Raw genomic sequence first — 17,473 nt, forward strand, 5'->3', positions numbered from 1 at the left:
TATACTTTATATCATTTTGAATTATTTAGCTATATTTGACTTACCTGACGCATTCCTCAGGCAGATTGTCCGCTGCCAGAGCTTCGGTGTAGCCCCTTTTCGATGCACATCTGTCTGTTATCAGTCTGCCGTCCGCTGAGGAAACCTTGTAGAAACCTACTCCGTCCGGCACGGGAAAAACTGCTTCGTGCCCTTCCTCAAAGAGCTTCTTCTGCACAGCCGCCACCAGAGGCGCAGCCTTTGTTCCCCCTGTTCCCTTCTCCCCCATGCTTCTGTTGCTGTCATAACCTACCCAGACCACAGCCACATAAGGCGGGAAAACGGCGGCCATCCATGCATCGCGGTATTCATCAGTGGTTCCTGTCTTTGCCGCGGTTCCCTTTATGAGCCCTTTGCCCTTGGCAGTGCCTATTCTCGGCACATCCTGCATTATGTACAGGGTCTGAAACACTGCCTTCTCATCCAGCACTCTGGTTTTTTCCGCACCGGGCGTTATGATTCTGCCGTCGGGGAACTGCACTCTCTCAATCAGCCCCCGTTCACTGTAAATACCGTATCCGGCCATGGTTCCGTATACCTGCGCCAGATTGGCAGGAGTAACTGCGAATATGCCCAGCGGCATCGCCAGATAAGGACGCACATCAGCCTTCATACCCATTTTCACGGCATTCTCCGCCACACGCTCAAGCCCTGTTTTCACAGCAAGCTGGATTGTGGCGTTGTTTAGGGAGTAAACCAGCCCCTTGCGTGCGGGGATGTTACCCATGTACAGTTCTTCAAAGTTTCTGGGGGAATAGCTGCCCCGCCCAAGCTTGTAAACATGCCTTCTGTCGTTTACAAAATCAGTGGGGCGCAGGCCGCTGTCAAAAGCGGAGGCATAAACTATGGGCTTGAAGGTGGAACCGGTCTGCCTTTTGGTGTAATACGCCCTTTTCAGGCTTTTCCCTTCACGGGCGCCGGTCATCGCCACTATCCCGCCCTTCTCCGCATCCAGCAGAACAAAGGCGGACTGCAGCCCGGCCTCCTGTGTTTTCATATATTCAGCAACAGTGCTGCGGAGCATCTCTGTCTTTTCAGGGTCAAAGAATGTATGAACCTCGCATGGCTCACCCGCCTCCACACCAAGCGTCCTGAGCTCTTCCGCCACTGCACGGAGGTACTCTATCTCCTGCGGTTCGGGGTCTTTAGCCATGTTGAGGGCAAGCCTGTAGTCTCTGGCATGCAGATACTCCTCCCGCTCCAGTATGCCGCGCTGGTAAAGCAGGTGGAGATATATATTAGCCCTGCGTTCCGCAGCGGCAAAGTTTTCTATCGGGTCATACAGGGTGTAGTCCTTCAGCATGGTGAAGAGAAATGCCTTCTCCTTCTGATTTGCCCTGTGGATGTTGCGGTTGAAGAATGTCTGGGATGCGGCCTTTATGCCGTAGGTATCGCCGCCGATGACTATGCTGTCCGCATATGCGGCGTAAAGAGCGGGAAATCCGGTGCTTTTCAGGAGCCTGTCCGCAGTGAGATAGCGCAGAAACCTCAGCCTTATCCCCGTAACGGGAGTTCCTTCCAGCAGCCTGTCGGTATAATGGCTGACTATGTAGCTTTTCACTGCTTCGGTCTCTATCTTCATGCAGTCCATAAAGTAGAGGTCTGCCGTCTCCTTCGGAAGCGGATACCCGTCAAGCTCAAGATCCAGCACCCTGAACCACTCGCCCAGAAGCTCCGTCTCCTCCGGGGTGAACGGTTCGCTGCGCAGAAATGTCCTCTGCTCCAGCAGGTTTCCTGCGGAATCATACACTGTGAAGGACTGTCCGTGCCTGTTCAGGCTGGGGATGGAATAATCAGCAGGGAGAAAATGCTCGAAGAACATCTTCTCACCCTTATAAAAAGTGAGGACTCCGTAACAGAGCATGGCAACAAGAACTATAAGCCCGCTGAAGAACCTTAACAGTCTCACCTTAACTCACCTTCTCAATAAAAGCGGCTATTTCTCCGCCAGATATTTTCTTAAAAGCTCCAGTGCGCGGAACCTGTGGCTTATCCTGTTCTTCTCTTCCGGCGAATACTCCGCCAGAGAACGCCCGTCCGGCATTACAAGGAGAGGGTCATAGCCGAAGCCGTTCGCCCCTTTCTCCGCCCTGCCGAGCATCCCTTTGCATTCACCGCGGAAAATCTTCTCCGTGATTCCGTTTTTTGAAAGCGCAACGGCGCAGACAAACCTCGCGGTGCGATCCTCATCGGCGGTATTTTCCGTATTTTTCAGCAGAAGAGCGTTGTTCTCCGCGTCCGAAGCTTTGACGCCCGCATACCGCGCGGAATATATCCCCGGATTTCCGCCGAGTGCATCCACACACAGGCCGGAATCATCAGCTATCACATATCCGTCTATCAGTGCGGAAAGCGCATCAGCCTTGATAGCTGCGTTCTCCTCGAAAGTGGAGCCTGTCTCTTCCACGTCAAAGTCATTTTCTGTAAACTCGTAAGCCGAACGCACATCAACGTTCAGCCCGCTTAAAATCTCTTTTATCTCTTTCAGTTTATGGGCATTTTTTGTGGCAACGCAGAGTCTCACAGCTCTATCACCTTCTTCTGAGCGGCAAACAGGGCATTAAGTCCGTGAAAACCGAGGTCAAGCAGTTCGTTAAGCTTGTCACGCCCGAAGGCAAGCTTCTCCGCCGCACCCTGAATCTCCACTATTTTGCCGTCCGCTCCCGCAACAAGGTTGAGGTCAACCTCCGCTGAGGAATCCTCGTCATAATCAAGATCAAGCATAGCAACACCGTCTACGATCCCTACACTGACCGCTGCCACAGCCTGAATAACCGGATCTTCCGCCAGAACACCCTGAGAAAGCATTTTATTCACCGCAAGCCTGAGCGCCGCGAAACCGCCGGTTATGGAAGCGGTTCTGGTTCCGCCGTCCGCCTGAATAACATCGCAGTCTATTATGATCGTATTCTCGCCGAGCTTTGTCATATCAACAGAAGCCCTCAGCGCCCTGCCAAGAAGACGGGAAATCTCCTGAGAACGCCCGTCCACCTTGCCCTTGCGCGCCTCACGCTGGTTGCGGGTGTGGGTGGAGGCGGGGAGCATTCCGTACTCACCAGTAACCCAGCCCGTGCCCGAACCCTTAAGAAACGGAGGCACTCCCTCGCTGAACGAAGCCGTGCATATCACCTTTGTATCGCCGAACTCTATTAAAACGGAACCCGCAGGATGCTTTATATAATCGCCTGCGATCCTTATCTCTCTCATGCTGTCATTTGCCCTGTTATGTCTGCGCATTAACTTATTCCTTATTAAATTTATTTATATGGGGAACTTTTAAAAAAGCTTTCCCCGAACTCCTTCAAAATTTCTTAATCTGCTTCGCAAAGCGGACACGGTTTCTTCAAAAAATTTAACTGAAACAGCAAAATTGTTATTTATTCCGTCACCACAAATGCTTTCGGGTATCTTGAGGTCATTTTTGATTTGTGGGCCTCAGCAGCTTCCCTGCTTTCGAACCCGCCGACCTTTACCCTGTAGTAGGTTGTGCCTTTGACATTGGCGCGCTCCACTTTCCCTTTATCGAATGTATTTGCCAGCGCGTCTGCCTGTTCCTTATCGGTAAATGAGGCTATCTGCACTGCAAAAAGCGCCTGAACTGTTCCGGCGTATGCGATATTGGGTGAATCCGGCGCGAAATCGTCATCACTTTTCTCTCCGGCGGGGGAAAGGAGCCTGATTCTGACTTTTCCGAGTCCTTTATCCTTTATACCTATCTCATTTGCTGCCTTTTTGGAGAGATCGATTATTCTTCCTTCCACATGGGGTCCGCGGTCATTGACCCTGACGGTCACTTTGCGTCCGTTTGAGATATTTTCCACCTCAACCATGCTGCCCATCGGGAGGTTTTTGTGGGCTGCCGTCATGGCGTACATATTGTATATTTCGCCGTTTGACGTATCACGTCCGTGGTCGGGGCCGCCGTACCAGCTTGCTATCCCTTCCTGCTCGAAGGTTTCAACATATTTAAGCCTGTGGTAGGTTTCGCCGCGCACTACATAAGGCTTGTCATAGACTGCGCCTGTCATTCTGGCATCAGGCGGAATCCTGTGATCTTTTTCTATGGGTTCACCAGATACCGGAGGGGCAGCGGGCTCCTCCGCGGGCGCTGCGAATACAGTGTCGGGGAACCTTAGCACAGGCGGTTCCTCCGCAGGGACAGCTTTTTTAACCTCCGGCATGACGGGGGAATCCACAAACGGTCTTATGTCGTCATCAGGAACATTAATAGCCGAAAGCGGCTCAGGCTGCACGGAAGCGCAGGAAACGCAGGTGAGTGTAAGAAAAATTCCAAGACTGTGTTTAAGTCTCATAACCAAATCCCCCGAAGAGTAAATATACGGTTTTTATACTACCCTGCACCGACTCATTTTGTACAGGGAAGTTTGCACATTAATAGTAATGACGGTTTAGCGGGCGGGAAGTTTGGGGAAAGAAGAAAAAAGGCGGCCTGTTAAGCCGCCCCGGAGAAGATTTTTTTATTCGCGCGCGTGTTTAAGAAGAGTATCGATGAAGTGCTTCATCAGCTTCTTGTTAGTGCGTTTTTTGCTGTAAACCACATAGATCTCTTTCTCAACAACAAGATCCGTTATGGGAATAGCCTTTATTCCGCCGCCGCACTCATCCTCTGAGAGCGCCATCTGGCTCATAAATGCTATGCCTAGCTGGCGTTTTACTGCGTGTTTTATGGAATATGTGGAACTGAGCATGGCCACAGCATCCAGCGATTCGAAATCGTACCCTTTCTGTTTAAAGGCGTGTTCCACAGCCGCCCTTGTTCCGGAGCCCATCTCTCTTATAATGAAGCTTTCCTGAAGGATCTCCTCAAGGAAGACGCTGGCGCGGTCGTAGAATTTATGGTTTTTATGAACTATGAGAACTATTTTATCCCGCAGGAGCACCTTGTACTCAAGATCCTTCTTAGGGATTTTCCTTGCAACTATCGCAAGATCCAGTATGCCGTCAGACAGCCTCTGGACAACATTCTGGGTTCCGTTTATGTCGAGGGTGAAGAAGGTTTTGGGGTACTCCTCCTTAAACTTCCTGATGACTTCGGGAAGTATGAACTCAGCGGGAACAGTGCTGTACCCTATGTGGAGGTGGCCGCTGATTTCGTTGAGGAATTCTTTTATAGCTTCCTGAGAACGCTCACGCAGGTCGAGTATATCCACTGCGTAGGGGTAGAAAACCTGCCCTGCCTCAGTTAGGATAACCTCTTTTGAAAGCCTGTCAAAAAGCTTGACTCCGAGCTGCTCTTCAAGGGTGCTTATATGCGTGGAGATAGTGGGCTGGCTGAGAAGAAGCTTTTCAGCAGCGCGGGAAAAGGATTTGTATTTCGCAACATATACGAACGCTTCTATCTGTTTAAAATCCATGGGGAGACTCCTTGAAGTGGTAGTGCTGACAGGTATATTATCAGCACTATATAGATAAAATCAATAGTTCTTTTGAGTTTTATGTCATTTTAACAACAAATTCTTTACATTCAGCGCCCGTTAACCGTAAAAGCCCGCATAAAAGGCACAGCATTAAAAATTTCGGTAAACTTTGAGCTATCAACATTGCCGATAACAAACATCTGTACCATATTTGATCTGAACGCGTCGTCATCAAGAACCATAAAATCAGTGAAGCCGGATTCCCATCTGCTTTCAATGAGATGCACGCCCTGACTGTACGGAAATGCGCGGGAGTTGAACTCTTTTCCGTTGATGGTGACAGTGTGGCTTTTAAGCGGAAGAGTGTTATTCACCAGCCCTGTAGCGAGATTAACCCTGTCCTGACCGCATATCAGCACATCCCCCTCTTTCTGTGTGCAGCGCATGTTGATGATCGTAAACGGGGTGTACTGCCCGGTTTCAAAATCCCATGTGCCAAGCTGGCTTATTGCTCCGATTTTAAAGAGCATGTCCTTTGTGAAAAGCACCACGTATTTATCACTGTCAACAGGCAGGGAGTTGTCTGCGGCCACAGCGGAAATATCCTGCGGGGTTTTGCCTTCGGAGAGCATTCTGTCTATGCCGCTTTTCCCTTCGGACGCAAGAAAGGCTATGGTGTTGTACAACTCATTCTGACTGTCGGAAGAGAGTGATTTCGCAACATAGTATGTCTTGGGCGTTCTCTGCGTCATTCCGTCGTGAAAAGTGGTAAACCCGGCATATTCGTAAGCAAGGCCGTAGTCCCACCATGAATATATGACGGAATCCGCCGGAGCGGCCTTTTTAAGCTCCTTAATCTGTTTATATATCCCCACTTCTATGGACGGAACAGGATTGAAATCGAACGAGGATTTGTAAACAAGGAACATGAAACCCGCCGTCACGCAGGCAAGAACCGCTGTTTTTATCTGTGCGCTGAATTTCACCCTGTCCTCAAGAGCCCTGCCGAGGAGATAAATTCCGTAACCGAGGCCGATTCCCACAAAAGGGGCAAGGAACATCCCGAACCTGTTTGAGCTTTTGAAAACCATAAGGCCGAGTATAAACACAGGCGCGAGGGGTAGCATTCTCCGGAAATTGAATATTACGCATACCGCAAACAAAAAGAGCCCGGCGACTGATAAAGCCTTAACAGGCGCGAGGGTTGCCAGAACCCTGTCTATCTCCGTCCTTTTTGCCTCCGTTATAGTGGCATAAACATCAGGAAAGCCCGCAATAATACTGCCGGTGGGAGTTATATAGGTTTTTGCAAAGTCAAAGAGATGGTGCAGGCCGGAATATATATGCAGCGGATTTGAGAAGAGCACAAACAGAAGCACTGCCAGCGCCGCTTTTTTGAATTCCGCCCGTGAAACCAAAAGGGCAAGCACAAAGACACCGAGATAGGCTATGGTTATTCCCGGATGCTCGTACCACCAGTGAAAAAGCCACATGGAAAGTCCGGCCAAAGCTGAGTGAATGAACAGTTTTTTTGAGTTCTTCCCCTCCAGAGCCAGAAGCATGAAAAGTGAGCAGAGAAACGGGAAAAAAAGGTTCATTGCATCCGTGTCCACCCTGCCGATGGATGAGCGGACAAGATAAATTATCCCCAGAGATCCGGCTATGCCCCCTGCTATCCCTGCGGGAACCATCCCTGTGAAATAGAAGTACAGCCCCAGAGGGATTATAAAAAGCGAAGCCAGAAAAGGCAGGAGATAAACTGCCGTGCGGTAGGTATTGCCGTCGGAGAAAACGGAAAGCTTAGCAATGAGCCAGCTTAGCATGGGGATTTTTTCATGCTTCGCCTTAACATCAGGATAAAACATCAGAGGATCGTCATTTGACGGATAGTAGCTCCCCTCTTTATACTCATCCGCATACCTGAGCCACTTGTATGAGTCGAGGGTGGTCATCTGCGGCATTTTATCAACAAAGTAATAGTCCCTGTGTTCGCGCCATCTCTCAAGCTGGATATAGCGAAGCCCCGCCGAAACAATAAACACAAGGGCAAGGGCGATGGCTGTTATTCCCAGCCCCTTCGCCGCGCTGCCCCTGAAAATATCAATATCAATCTTCATTTCTGCAATAATACCTTTCTATAAATTCAAGGAGAAGCCTTATGCCGAAACCGGAAGCATGCTTCCCGAAAACGGGGTGCTCCTCTTCGAGATAAGCGGGTCCCGCAATGTCAAGGTGTATCCACGGCCAGTTGTCCACAAACTCGCGCAGAAAGAGCGCCGCAATGGTTGAGCCGGCCTCTGTTCTCTGTCTGGCTATGTTTCTTAGATCGGCTATATCGCTCTTAATTCTTTTTTCATAGGTTTTAAGCAGCGGAAGCTCCCATATGTCCTCACCGACATCGCCGGAAAGGTCGCTTATATTTTTAGCAAGGAACTTCCTGTTGCTGAAAAGCCCCGCGCAGTGACTTCCCAGAGCAACCACGCAGGCTCCGGTGAGGGTCGCCACGTCCACTATAACCTCCGGGTCTGTCTTTGTGGCGGTGTACAGAGCATCCGCAAGTATAAGCCTGCCTTCCGCATCCGTATTAAGAACCTCAACGGTTTTGCCGGAGGCGGAGGTTATTATATCCCCCGGTCTGTAGGCGCCGCCGCCTATCATATTTTCCACGAGGGGTATATATGTTTTGATGTTTACAGGGAGTTTCAGTTCACGGGCAAGTTTGGTAACTGCAAAAACAGTTGCCGCGCCTGCCATATCACACTTCATGGTTTCCATGCTTCCGGTGGGCTTGAGGTTGCTTCCGCCGGAGTCAAATGTAACGCCTTTGCCCACAAGAGCCACGTGCTTTTCGTTTCCGGGATCGCCTTTGTAGTCGATCATAACGAATCTGGGCTTGTTCACGCTGCCCATACCAACCACATCTATGAGGTTCAGCCCCTCTTCCCTGATTTTTGCCTCATCGTAAACAGTGACGCTGAAATCCGCGCCCTCTTCCGCCTGAACGGTTTCTGCAAAAATCGCAGGAGTCATATCCATAGGGGGGGTATTAATAAGATCCCTTGCCAGATAAACGTTCTGGAAGATAGTTGCCCATCTCTCCGCGCCGGTGTCTATGAATTTTTTCAGTTTGGTGAAGGTTGTGATAACCTCAACCTCTTCAAAATCGAAGCTTTCCTTTTTGCTTTTATATTTTTCAAATGAATACAGGCCGAAGCACAGCCCCTCAAGGAAGCTCTTGGTGTAGCTCCCCTCTTTCTTCTCGGCGTAGACATCCTCAAAGGAGACGAGGGAAAATGAAAAAAGCTTATCTTTTCTGATAATTTTTGAAAACTGTGCGCCAAGTTCGAGATAGTACCTGTAATCCTCCGGATCTTTCGGAACATTCACAAGAAAAATCCTTTTCAGCTTCTTTTTCATATCAATGTAGAAGCTTTTTATCTCCTTATCTTCAAAGTTGAAGTAGTCAGAGTTGACTATATTGGCGATCTCATCGTCTATCCTTTTTCCTGTAAGCAGCTTAAGTGAACCCATATTTTTATATACGGGAATAATCACCGCTTCTTTTCTTGAGTTGAAAGCAGTCTTTTTCCTGCATGATATTTTCATCAACAAACCTCGTTTAAACACAAAAGCATTTATATAAACATATAAATTGCCTTTATACGGATTTCACCGCCCTTGAATTATATTAAAAATTCAAACGTTTTCAACATATTTGAAAAATTTCTCATCTTTACACGGTAAAAGCATATGTTTCGCATGTTAAAGGATCAAAAACACCAGTATTTTCAGGGTTTGAGCTTATTTAACAGGTTCAGGTGATTGATCTTGATTTTTGTACAGGTATTATCTAATGTATGAGTTCTATGGGAAAAATAATCGCAATCGCCAACCAGAAGGGCGGAGTTGGAAAAACAACTACCGCCATTAACTTAGGCTCGTCACTCGCCTTTGCGGAGGCCAAGGTTCTCCTTGTGGACATGGACCCGCAGGGGAATGCCTCAAGCGGAATAGGCTTTGAGACAAAGGGCGAATACGCCAGCATTTATGACGTGCTTATCGGAAATGCCGATATAGAGGAAGCAATTGTGCCAAGCAAGGTGGACAATCTCGATCTGCTCCCCAGCCATATAAACCTTACCGCGGCGGAGGTTGAGCTTGTAACTGCCCTTTCAAGGGAAACAAGGCTGAAAAAAAATCTGGAAAAAGTGAAGGACAAATACAAGGTTATCCTCATTGACTGCCCTCCCTCCCTTGGGCTTCTCACCGTGAACGCACTCACTGCGGCGGATTCGGTGCTTATCCCTCTCCAGTGCGAATACTACGCCATGGAAGGACTGGGGCAGCTTCTCAACACCATCCGCCTCATCAGGGAAAGCCTTAACGAAGAACTTGCTCTGGAAGGCATACTCCTCACCATGTACGATCCGCGCAACAACCTCTCCAAAGAGGTTATGACGCAGATTGAGGAGTTTTTCAGCGAAAGCATGTTCCGCACCATAGTCCCCAGAAACGTCAGACTCTCCGAAGCTCCCAGTTTCGGCATGTCCATAATAGAATATGACATAAAATCTAAAGGAGCGGCCAGCTACATCGATCTGGCTAAAGAGATACTTCCCAGATTATGAAAAAGAACTCTCTAGGAAGGGGGCTTGAATCCCTTATACCCAAAAATGAAACAAAAGCTCCCGTGGGCGAGATAGACCTTGCCCTCATATACGCAAACGTAAACCAGCCCCGCACACGCTTCGATCAGGAGCCTCTGGATGAGCTTGTGGCCTCCGTCAGGGAGAAAGGGGTTATTCAGCCCATAGTTCTCACCAAAACAGACGAAGGCTACATGATAATCGCCGGGGAACGCAGGTTCCGCGCGGCAGGGCTCGCCGGGCTCAAGAAAATCCCCGCAATTGTAAGAAATGTGGACAGCGAGGCGGAAAGGCTTGAACTTGCCCTCATTGAAAATGTCCAGAGACAGGACTTAGGCGCATACGAACTGGCAGCGGCATATAAAAAACTCATGGAGCAGCACGGCTACACCCAGGAAGAGGTCGCAAAGGTCATAGGCAAAAGCAGAAGCGCGGTCGCAAACACACTAAGGCTTCTGAACCTTCCTGCCAAGGCTCTGGAAGCCATGAAGGAAGACCTCATAACAGAAGGGCACGCAAGGGCGCTTCTGGGACTTGATGATGATAAGAAGATAATAAGCGCGCTGAAAAAAGTCATCGAAGGCGCTTTGTCCGTCCGCGAAACGGAACGTCTGGTTGCCAAGCTCAAAAAAGAGCCCGCGCAGAAAACGGAAAAGTCTGCTGAGGCGGATGTTTTTCTCATGGGTCTCAAAGATGAGCTTGAGGAGTTCTTCAAAACCAGAATAACCCTTAAAACAGCCAAAAACGGCGGAACCATTGAGATCAAATACAGCTCGGACGATGAGCTTGACCGGATCATAAAAAGAATCAGAGGCGAAGAATGATCAAAGGAAAAGAAGACAACGGCGGCATCGACGCTTTTCTCGGCAAGAACACAACCTTCAAGGGAACACTCATCTTTGACGGGCTTGTGCGCATGGACGGTAATTTTGAAGGAAACATAAAGACCAACGACACGCTTGTTATAGCCAACTCCGGCAATGTCAAAGCCGAGATAGAAGCCGGACAGGTGAAAATCTCCGGCAAGTTTGACGGAACAATAACCGCTAAAAACAAAGTGGAACTTTATAAGCCCGCAAATGTCACAGGTACTATACGCTCCGCTGCTGTGCAGATGGAGGAAGGGGTTATATTCAACGGAAGCCTTGAAATGGGCGGCTCCCTGAAAACCGCTGTCCCCAAGAAAGGTGATGCGGAATGATGAAGCCATACATAGTAGGCAACTGGAAAATGAACCTTGACGCTGCGGAAGGAGCCGAACTCACAGGCAAACTCCTTCATGCAAGCATAGACTACGACAGCGTGGATGTAGGCGTTGCTCCGGCTTTCCCCGTTCTTTACCCCGTTAAGCAGACCATAGCCAGCAGCAAAGGCAGGCTTACCGTAGCGGCACAGAACGTATCCGCAGAGGAGAAGGGAGCCTTTACCGGGGAATCTTCCATATCCATGCTCAAATCCGTCGGCGTAACAACGGTCATCATAGGTCACTCGGAACGCAGACAGATTTTCGGTGAGACCGATGAGATCATAAACAAAAAAGTGCGCCTTACCCTCAGCCACGGACTGAATGTCATTCTCTGTGTGGGTGAAACCTTATTTGAGAGAGAGGCGGACGCTCATTTCGAAACCGTCACGGCTCAGGTCGCAAAGGGGCTTAAGGATGTACCGGTTGACAAAATAGAGCAGGTTACTGTAGCCTATGAACCCGTTTGGGCTATAGGAACAGGCGTAAACGCAAGCCCCGCAGACGCGCAGGCTATGCACGCCAAAATCCGTGAGATGCTGAAAAGCCTCTACGGACCCGTTATGGCAAACAAACTGAGAATTATTTACGGCGGCAGCGTTAAACCCGACAATGCCAAAGGCCTTATGAACCAGCCCGATATTAACGGGGCTCTGGTGGGCGGCGCAAGCCTCAAGGCCGAAGATTTTCTCGGTATTATAAATTCAAGCAAATAAAAGAGGTCAGTTTAAATGTACACTTATCTTCTCGTTTTCCACATTTTTGTTTGTATGCTCCTTATCATTGCCGTTCTGCTCCAGTCAGGCAAAGGCTCTGAGCTTTCAGCGGCTCTCGGCGGCGGTTCAGGCAGCCTTTTCGGCCCCGGCGCACCTGCAAACATTATGAACAAAATCACATCTGTAATCGCCATAACCTTTATGATAACTTCCCTTGGTCTCGCTGTTATGTCAAAAGAGAGATCATCAGGCAGCATCACAGACAGGATTCCTCAGCCCCTTCAGCAGACAGCCCCTATGGCTCCTTCCGATGCGGCGCCCCAAGTACCGATGGAATCAAAGTAAAATGAAAAAGTTAGTTTTTCTGCTGCTTGCAGTTTTATGCGTGTCCGTAATTTCCGGATGCGGGGACAGGAACAAGGAAGGCGGCAAATCCGCGGAAAAACGCAAAGCGAGAGGGGGCGTCGCAGGTGATGCCCTCGTAACCTCCAGCCTTGGGGATGCCTCCGGGCTGATTTACAACATCACATCAGACAGCGCATCCCACGATGTGGCCAAATACATCTACAACGGCCTGGTGAAGCTGGACAAAAACCTTAATATAACAGGTGATCTGGCAGAGTCATGGGAAATCTCGGATGACAGCAGAAGCATAACCTTCAAGCTGCGGGATAACGTAAAATGGCATGACGGCGCACCCTTCACCGCCAGTGATGTCGAATTTATGTACAACTTCATGATCGACAACAATACCCCCACCTCTTACGATGCAGATTTCCGCCTTGTTACAAAGTTTGAGGTTATAGACCCCCTCACAGTGAAGGTCAGCTATGCTGAACCCTTCGCGCCTGCTCTTTTAAGCTGGAGTATGGCGGTTCTGCCCAAACACCTGCTGGAAGGGAAAGAAGCTGCGAAATCATCCCTTATGCGTTCGCCTGTCGGAACAGGCCCTTACAGGTTTAAGGAGTGGAAATCCGGCGAATCGATCACCCTTGAGGCAAATGAGGAATACTTCGAAGGCCGTCCCAACCTTGACAGAATAATTTTCCGTATTATCCCCGATCTCAACACAACCTTCATGGAACTGCTTAACGGCAGCCTTGACATAATGGGGCTTACACCCACCCAGTGGGTCAAACAGACGGATACGGCTCTCTTTACAAACAGCTATGACAAATACACATATCTAGCTCCCAGCTACGCATACATTGGCTATAACATGAAGAATCCTATGTTTGCCGACAAAAGGGTTCGCCAGGCACTCACATACGCTACCCCTAAACAGGAAATTATTGACGGAATACTCTTCGGAGAAGGCGTTCCCGCGGAAGGCCCTTACAAACCTGGCACTATGTGGCAGAACACCAACGTTAAAAAATATGAGTACAGCCCCGAAAAGGCAAAAGAACTTCTGGCCGAAGCTGGCTGGAAAGACACCAACGGTGACGGCATCCTTGACAAAGACGGCAAGCCCTTCACCTTCACACTGCTCACCAATCAGGGGAACAGCGTGAGAACAAAAATAGCCGAGACTGTTCAGCAAAGCTGGCAGAAGGTCGGCATAAAAGTTGATATAAGAGTCCTTGAATGGGCATCCTTCATAAACGAATACATAGACAAAGGCAAGTTTGACGCTATTGTCCTCGGATGGAACATAGTTGTCGATCCCGACCCCTTTGATGTATGGCACTCATCCAAATGCGGCCCCAAAATGCTGAACTTCATATGCTTCTCAAACGCAGAGGCTGATCAGCTTATTGAAGGCGGCAGACACGCCCTTGACCCTGCCAAGCGCAAGGAATATTACGACAGGTTTCAGGAGATCCTCGCTGAGGAGCAGCCTTACACCTTCCTTTATGTTCCCAACGCTCTGATTGCACTGAGCAAAAGGTTTAAGGAAGTTTCTCCGGCTCCCGCAGGGGTGACATACAACATTGAAGACTGGTATGTCCCCTCCAAGGATCAGAAATACCGCTTTGAGAAATAAATCCTGAATCGGTGGATATGCTCCGATACATAGCAAAACGCCTCGCGGGGATGATACCTCTTCTCCTGGGGATCACATTAATAAGCTTCGTAGTGATACATCTTGCGCCGGGCGATCCGGCGCAGTTTATTGCGTCTATGAACCCCAAACTCTCCGAAACAGCCTACGAAAAATTTGTCAAAATGTACGATCTGGACAAGCCTGTTCTGGAGCGCTACATCAACTGGCTGGGGAAATTTGCCCGCTTTGACTTCGGCGATTCGTTCAGTCAGGACGGCAAAACAGTCATGGAGAAGATAAAGGAACGTCTGCCCGTAACCATTTGGCTGAATGTGGCTGGAATGGTGCTTATATTCCTTTTCGCCCTGCCTCTTGGGGTGCTCTCTGCCTATTATAAGGACAGCATATTTGACAAAGGAGTGACCGTGTTTGTATTTGCGGGGTTCGCCATGCCCACTTTCTGGCTGGCTCTGCTCTGCATGTATTACTTCGGCGTGGTCAAAGGCTGGTTCCCCATCTCCGGACTGCGATCCTTCAATTATGACTATCTCACAACCTTCGGAAAAATAGCAGACATCTTCAAACATACATTCATGCCCGTTGTGATCTCCGTTTTCGGCGGACTGGCGGGCATAAGCCGTTTCGCCCGCAACAGCATGCTGGATGTCCTCAAGGAGGAATACATCACCGCTGCGAGGGCAAGGGGTCTGAGTGAGGGGAAAGTTGTTTTCACCCACGCGCTGAAAAACGCCCTGCTCCCTGTTGTCACAATAATCGGCCTCTCTGTGCCCGGCCTCATTGGCGGCAGCGTAATTTTTGAATCGATTTTCAGCATTCCGGGCATGGGGCAGCTTTTTTATCAGGCAGTAATGATGAGGGATTACCCGGTGGTGATGGGTGTGCTTGTGATAGGCGCAATGCTCACTCTCGCCGGCAATCTCATTGCGGATATAGCATATGCCGCGGTGGATCCGAGGATTAGGTATGGCTCGAAGAAGAGTAGCTGACAAGGCAAAGGGGAACATACTGTTCCTCACCGGGGCTTCCGTGGTTGCGTTCTTCGTTCTTGTGGCGCTGTTTGCGCCGTTCATAGCCACTCATGACCCAGCGTATATTGACTTCAAATCAGTCCTGCTCCCTCCGTCATCTGAATATTACTTCGGCACAGATGAGCTTGGGCGCGATATTTTCAGCAGAGTTGTCTACGGAACACGCATATCCCTTTTTGTCGGTTTTGTGGCTGTGGGAATCTCCGTTATTATCGGCACTGTACTGGGGCTTATTTCCGGCTATTTCGGCGGATTTATTGACACTGTGCTCATGCGCTTTGTGGATATAATGCTCTGCTTTCCGTCTTTTTTCCTTATACTTGCCGTTATCGCCTTTTTAAATCCGTCCGTGTTCAACGTTATGGCTGTAATCGGACTCACAAGCTGGATGGGCGTAACAAGGCTTGTGCGGGCGGAGGTAATGAGCGTCCGCACCAGAGACTACATCACAGCGGCGCGGGTTCAGGGTGTCAGCACTGCGAAAATTCTCTTCAAACATATATTCCCCAACGTTTTCACACCTATCTTCATAACCGCCACACTGGGCATAGCAGGGGCTATTCTCACTGAATCAGCTCTGAGCTTCCTTGGCCTCGGTGTTCAGCCTCCGGTTCCTTCGTGGGGCAATATCCTCACCGCAGGGAAGGACAACATAATTTTTGCGTGGTGGCTCTCCTTCTTCCCCGGTATGGCGATTTTTATCACTGTCCTCGGCTACAACCTTCTGGGTGAAGGTCTGCGGGACGTTCTCGACCCGAAAGAATAACACCTTAAATCACCGCGTACTCAAGGCACAGGATGTGCCGCCGCCGCGCGAAGCGAAGGATTGCTCTGCAAGCCGCGAGCGTGTACGTAAAAAACACAGGATGTAGTTTTTTACGCGGTAATCAGATGTGCCGCCGCCGTGCGAAAGGAAACCGGATCAGGGAGGTTTCCTCTTGATTATACGACTACACAAAGGTATATTTAAAATATGAAAATACTGAATTTTTCTCAAAAAGACATTAATAACGCTGTAAAAAACAGCCAGCGCATAGAAGGATACTCTATGTCCAAAGGGAAAACCAAGGCTTCAGCGCTTGCAATAATACGCAAGTACAATGTCAAAGTATCATCATAGTCTCAGCCATATTTATCTGGAAAATACAGATATACCTAAAAATAAACTCAACATATCCGATTCCGCACAGCTTCACGCCGTTGAAGAATATCTCCTTACAAAAGCTTATGAAATTTTTACGACAGAACTGTCAGATAATTCAGTGTTTGATGAAAGTTACTTTAAATCCCTGCACAGAAGAACATTCTCAGGCCTTTATGATTGGGCAGGAGAATACAGAATAATTACTATACACAAAGGTGATTCGACCTTTTGCTTAGGGCAGTTTGTTGAAGAGCAATCAAAAAGAATATTTTCTGAGCTCGAAAATGAGAATTATCTGCGGAATATTGAAGATAAAAAGATTTTTATAGAGAAACTTACATATTTCAAGTGTGAAATCATTGCCTTGCACCCGTTTTACGAGTTAAACGGCAGAACAACCCGTCTTTTCTTTGACCTTCTCTGTGCTTTTAACGGGTATAAGTTTATTGATTACTCCTTGACCACTTCTGAAGAATACATACAAGCTTCGATAGAAACCGTCTGCTCCGCAGATAATAGCCGCATGAAATCGATAATCACAAAAGGCTTGAAATAATAACGGCAACCGCACACACAGCCCTTCTATAAAATCAATAGTTCCACGCAGCAGGCAAATACGCAGTTATAGGCCGATGTTCATATGACGCTGAAACAATTCTGAGGTATAATCTTTTAGGATTAGGTACGGCAGCCCGCCGTCATAATGAAAGCCTGATTACCTGTTTTCAAAAGCTGTTTATCAGCTTTTCTTTTTCATCTGAATCATCATGAAAGTTGAAGGGGACTTTTCAGCCCCCCATGGCATCCCTATGCCGTCAGATAGTATCCAGCTATTGTTAAACGCTTGTTCTGCAAGCCTTTATCCGTTTAACTGAATTTAATTACCGTATATAAGAATATGATTCAGTTGTCCAGTCAAAAATAACTTTTATTATGATATATAGTAATCAGAGGCATAGATGATTAAGGAAATTTTCGGTTATAACTTGAAAAAGTACAGAAACAGCAAGGAATTGACGCAAGAACACCTTGCGGAGCTTTTGGATGTATCCACAACTCAGATTTATAAGATGGAGTCGGGAAAAAGTTTTGCATCTGCCGAAATGATAGAGAAAATCGCTTCCTTATTTGATATTCCGCCTTATAAGTTTTTCATGACAGAATCTGACCTTGATACCTGCTCAGACGATTTTCAGGAGTGTGCAAGATACATTAAGTCCAGAATTGATCTGCTGTTTGCTAAAGACATTATGAAATAAAGCAACTATAAT

17 protein-coding genes are annotated in these 17,473 nt (G+C 48.4%); 10 read left to right on the forward strand and 7 right to left on the reverse strand.

Annotated elements, in window-relative coordinates; genetic code table 11:
- Positions 1 to 40 precede the first annotated feature (40 nt).
- The 7 genes from OSQ85_RS06505 to OSQ85_RS06535 form a co-directional block, all read right to left on the reverse strand.
- Entirely contained in the window at positions 41 to 1,948 is a 1,908-nt protein-coding gene (locus tag OSQ85_RS06505) for a transglycosylase domain-containing protein (protein WP_265822032.1), read from the reverse strand.
- A 27-nt stretch (positions 1,949 to 1,975) separates the two neighbouring features.
- Positions 1,976 to 2,563: an RdgB/HAM1 family non-canonical purine NTP pyrophosphatase gene (gene rdgB / locus OSQ85_RS06510; protein ID WP_265822033.1), complete on the reverse strand. Its 588-nt coding sequence runs from the start codon at positions 2,561 to 2,563 to the stop codon at positions 1,976 to 1,978.
- Positions 2,560 to 3,276 carry a ribonuclease PH gene (rph, locus tag OSQ85_RS06515; protein WP_265822034.1) on the reverse strand — a complete coding sequence of 239 codons (717 nt, stop codon included), beginning with the start codon at positions 3,274 to 3,276 and terminating at the stop codon, positions 2,560 to 2,562. The genes rdgB and rph overlap by 4 nt, the downstream gene beginning before the upstream one ends.
- Before the next feature lie 140 nt (positions 3,277 to 3,416).
- A complete protein-coding gene (locus OSQ85_RS06520; protein WP_265822035.1) occupies positions 3,417 to 4,352 on the reverse strand; it encodes a septal ring lytic transglycosylase RlpA family protein in 936 nt (311 codons plus the stop codon).
- A gap of 165 nt (positions 4,353 to 4,517) precedes the next feature.
- A complete protein-coding gene (locus OSQ85_RS06525) occupies positions 4,518 to 5,414 on the reverse strand; it encodes a selenium metabolism-associated LysR family transcriptional regulator (RefSeq protein WP_265822036.1) in 897 nt (298 codons plus the stop codon).
- 110 nt (positions 5,415 to 5,524) lie between these two features.
- Complete coding sequence (locus tag OSQ85_RS06530) at positions 5,525 to 7,534, reverse strand: STT3 domain-containing protein (protein ID WP_265822037.1); 2,010 nt, start codon at positions 7,532 to 7,534, stop codon at positions 5,525 to 5,527.
- Positions 7,524 to 9,023, reverse strand: coding sequence for a leucyl aminopeptidase (locus tag OSQ85_RS06535; RefSeq protein ID WP_265822038.1), 1,500 nt, complete (start codon positions 9,021 to 9,023; stop codon positions 7,524 to 7,526). Before OSQ85_RS06535 ends, OSQ85_RS06530 begins: the two co-directional genes overlap by 11 nt.
- Positions 9,024 to 9,283: 260 nt before the next feature.
- Between OSQ85_RS06535 and OSQ85_RS06540 the strand changes: the two genes are divergently transcribed.
- From OSQ85_RS06540 to OSQ85_RS06585, 10 genes are all read left to right on the forward strand, one after another.
- Positions 9,284 to 10,045: a ParA family protein gene (locus tag OSQ85_RS06540; RefSeq protein WP_265822039.1), complete on the forward strand. Its 762-nt coding sequence runs from the start codon at positions 9,284 to 9,286 to the stop codon at positions 10,043 to 10,045.
- Positions 10,042 to 10,887: a ParB/RepB/Spo0J family partition protein gene (locus OSQ85_RS06545; protein WP_265822040.1), complete on the forward strand. Its 846-nt coding sequence runs from the start codon at positions 10,042 to 10,044 to the stop codon at positions 10,885 to 10,887. The genes OSQ85_RS06540 and OSQ85_RS06545 overlap by 4 nt, the downstream gene beginning before the upstream one ends.
- A complete protein-coding gene (locus tag OSQ85_RS06550; RefSeq protein ID WP_265822041.1) occupies positions 10,884 to 11,264 on the forward strand; it encodes a bactofilin family protein in 381 nt (126 codons plus the stop codon). Before OSQ85_RS06545 ends, OSQ85_RS06550 begins: the two co-directional genes overlap by 4 nt.
- Positions 11,261 to 12,022: a triose-phosphate isomerase gene (tpiA, locus tag OSQ85_RS06555; RefSeq protein WP_265822042.1), complete on the forward strand. Its 762-nt coding sequence runs from the start codon at positions 11,261 to 11,263 to the stop codon at positions 12,020 to 12,022. The genes OSQ85_RS06550 and tpiA overlap by 4 nt, the downstream gene beginning before the upstream one ends.
- Positions 12,023 to 12,037: 15 nt before the next feature.
- Positions 12,038 to 12,367, forward strand: a complete 330-nt coding sequence (gene secG / locus OSQ85_RS06560) for a preprotein translocase subunit SecG (RefSeq protein ID WP_265822043.1) — start codon at positions 12,038 to 12,040, stop codon at positions 12,365 to 12,367.
- Between the two features lies 1 nt (position 12,368).
- Positions 12,369 to 14,009 carry a peptide-binding protein gene (locus tag OSQ85_RS06565; protein ID WP_265822044.1) on the forward strand — a complete coding sequence of 547 codons (1,641 nt, stop codon included), beginning with the start codon at positions 12,369 to 12,371 and terminating at the stop codon, positions 14,007 to 14,009.
- Between the two features lie 17 nt (positions 14,010 to 14,026).
- Positions 14,027 to 15,016 carry an ABC transporter permease gene (locus OSQ85_RS06570; protein WP_265822045.1) on the forward strand — a complete coding sequence of 330 codons (990 nt, stop codon included), beginning with the start codon at positions 14,027 to 14,029 and terminating at the stop codon, positions 15,014 to 15,016.
- Entirely contained in the window at positions 14,994 to 15,824 is an 831-nt protein-coding gene (locus tag OSQ85_RS06575; RefSeq protein ID WP_265822046.1) for an ABC transporter permease, read from the forward strand. The genes OSQ85_RS06570 and OSQ85_RS06575 overlap by 23 nt, the downstream gene beginning before the upstream one ends.
- Before the next feature lie 334 nt (positions 15,825 to 16,158).
- Positions 16,159 to 16,758 (forward strand): Fic/DOC family protein, encoded by a 600-nt coding sequence (locus OSQ85_RS06580; protein ID WP_265822047.1) that lies wholly within the window; start codon positions 16,159 to 16,161, stop codon positions 16,756 to 16,758.
- A 403-nt stretch (positions 16,759 to 17,161) separates the two neighbouring features.
- The gene (locus OSQ85_RS06585) at positions 17,162 to 17,461 is read left to right on the forward strand and encodes a helix-turn-helix domain-containing protein (protein WP_265822048.1); all 300 of its coding nucleotides are present in this window, start codon (positions 17,162 to 17,164) and stop codon (positions 17,459 to 17,461) included.
- Positions 17,462 to 17,473: the final 12 nt, after the last annotated feature.

The organism is Geovibrio ferrireducens (assembly GCF_026226615.1).
In the GTDB taxonomy this organism is placed as follows: Bacteria; Chrysiogenota; Deferribacteres; order Deferribacterales; family Geovibrionaceae; genus Geovibrio; species Geovibrio ferrireducens.

Excerpts from the sequence above, each read along its gene's own strand:
- OSQ85_RS06525 (WP_265822036.1), bottom strand. The coding sequence starts at position 5,414 with ATGGATTTTAAACAGATAGAAGCGTTCGTATATGTTGCGAAATACAAA.
- OSQ85_RS06540 (WP_265822039.1), top strand. The coding sequence starts at position 9,284 with ATGGGAAAAATAATCGCAATCGCCAACCAGAAGGGCGGAGTTGGAAAA.
- OSQ85_RS06535 (WP_265822038.1), bottom strand. The coding sequence starts at position 9,023 with ATGAAAATATCATGCAGGAAAAAGACTGCTTTCAACTCAAGAAAAGAA.
- OSQ85_RS06565 (WP_265822044.1), top strand. The coding sequence starts at position 12,369 with ATGAAAAAGTTAGTTTTTCTGCTGCTTGCAGTTTTATGCGTGTCCGTA.
- OSQ85_RS06575 (WP_265822046.1), top strand. The coding sequence starts at position 14,994 with ATGGCTCGAAGAAGAGTAGCTGACAAGGCAAAGGGGAACATACTGTTC.
- OSQ85_RS06530 (WP_265822037.1), bottom strand. The coding sequence starts at position 7,534 with ATGAAGATTGATATTGATATTTTCAGGGGCAGCGCGGCGAAGGGGCTG.
- OSQ85_RS06520 (WP_265822035.1), bottom strand. The coding sequence starts at position 4,352 with ATGAGACTTAAACACAGTCTTGGAATTTTTCTTACACTCACCTGCGTT.
- OSQ85_RS06585 (WP_265822048.1), top strand. The coding sequence starts at position 17,162 with ATGATTAAGGAAATTTTCGGTTATAACTTGAAAAAGTACAGAAACAGC.
- secG (WP_265822043.1), top strand. The coding sequence starts at position 12,038 with ATGTACACTTATCTTCTCGTTTTCCACATTTTTGTTTGTATGCTCCTT.
- OSQ85_RS06580 (WP_265822047.1), top strand. The coding sequence starts at position 16,159 with ATGTCAAAGTATCATCATAGTCTCAGCCATATTTATCTGGAAAATACA.
- rph (WP_265822034.1), bottom strand. The coding sequence starts at position 3,276 with ATGCGCAGACATAACAGGGCAAATGACAGCATGAGAGAGATAAGGATC.
- OSQ85_RS06550 (WP_265822041.1), top strand. The coding sequence starts at position 10,884 with ATGATCAAAGGAAAAGAAGACAACGGCGGCATCGACGCTTTTCTCGGC.
- OSQ85_RS06545 (WP_265822040.1), top strand. The coding sequence starts at position 10,042 with ATGAAAAAGAACTCTCTAGGAAGGGGGCTTGAATCCCTTATACCCAAA.
- tpiA (WP_265822042.1), top strand. The coding sequence starts at position 11,261 with ATGATGAAGCCATACATAGTAGGCAACTGGAAAATGAACCTTGACGCT.
- OSQ85_RS06570 (WP_265822045.1), top strand. The coding sequence starts at position 14,027 with ATGCTCCGATACATAGCAAAACGCCTCGCGGGGATGATACCTCTTCTC.